The 1,310-nt window shown below is 38.6% G+C and carries 1 protein-coding gene; it reads left to right on the top strand.

The features are described from left to right. On the top strand, positions 1 to 1,310 hold a 1,310-nt coding region (locus tag DWX29_RS12470), incomplete at both ends, for a glycosyl hydrolase family 18 protein (protein ID WP_243053268.1).

Genomic DNA, 1,310 nt, shown 5'->3' with positions numbered 1-1,310 from the left:
GGATGCAAAGGCTCAGCAGCAGACACAAAGAATTTCACATTACTGTTACAGGAAATCAGAAATTCATTGGACAGCTACGGAAAGACAGATGGAAAGCACTATGAATTATCAGTGGCAATGTCAGCATCACCAAAAATGATGTCAGCAATCGAATATGACAAGGTGTTAAACATAGTAGATTTTGCAAACATGATGACATATGACTTAAACGGTGCATGGGGAGGATTCACGGCTCACCAGACAGCATTATACACAAACCCTGCATATGACGAAGGGGATGCATCACTTTCAGTAGATTCATGCATAAAATATCTTGAAAATAAATATGGAGATGACATAGATTACTCAAAGATAGTAGTGGGAGTGGCACCATATACAAGAGGCTGGAAGGAAGTAAAGAAGGACACCGGAAGAGATCCAAAGAATCCGGGATTATATGCAGATGCAACAGGAGAAAACGGAGTAACATATGCATATGGAGACATAGATTCATTAATAAATCAGTATCAGTTAAAGAAATACTGGGATGATGTTGCAAAGGCAAACTACTTCTACAGTGAATCAACAGGAATGTTCTTCACATGTGACACGGAAGAATCAGTAGCAGAAAAAGGAAAATATGTAAGAGAGAAACATTTGGGCGGACTCATTTCATGGATGGCATCACTTGACAGCACAAACTCAATCACAAAGACAATGAAAGAATCTCTTTATGGATCAGAAGCATTACCAAAGCAGAATATAATAATTCCTGGAAATGACGGTGTTGAAACAACAGTAACAGCATCAGGAGATACATACACAATAACAGTAAAAAATACAAATCCAAAGATTACAATGCCTGGAGGAGCAAAGGACATATCAGTAATGCCATGGGCAGAATACTTTGGAAAGACATTAAGTTATCCGTCAATAGCGATAGAGACACAAAATGGAGAGACATTATCAGGAGACTGGAGTGCAGGCGGAACAATTACAAGTGAAGACGGAAAGACAGTAGTGACACCACCGGAATGGAGCTCAAAGACATTAGAACCGGGAGCATCATTAACATTTACATTAAAATCAGGAAAAGGAACAGCAAGTACAGGAAACATTAAAGGAATAGTATTAAGGCAGAGAGCTGTTTCAGGAGGAGAAATCCTTTCTACTAATTTAGTATATGGAAATGGTGTTTCAGAAGGAACAACAGTTCAGAATACAACAAAAGAACAGGATGTAACTACAACAAAGAAACAGGAGACAACAAAAGCTTCGGAAACAACAACTAAGAAACCGGAAACAACAAAGGCACCTGAGACAACAACTAA

Origin of the sequence: Eubacterium sp. AF19-12LB (assembly GCF_003479125.1) — a bacterium.
GTDB lineage: Bacteria > Bacillota > Clostridia > Lachnospirales > Lachnospiraceae > Eubacterium_U > Eubacterium_U album.
Note: the sequence above shows the minus strand (reverse complement) of the source record. Positions and strands in the feature narration are given on the sequence as shown.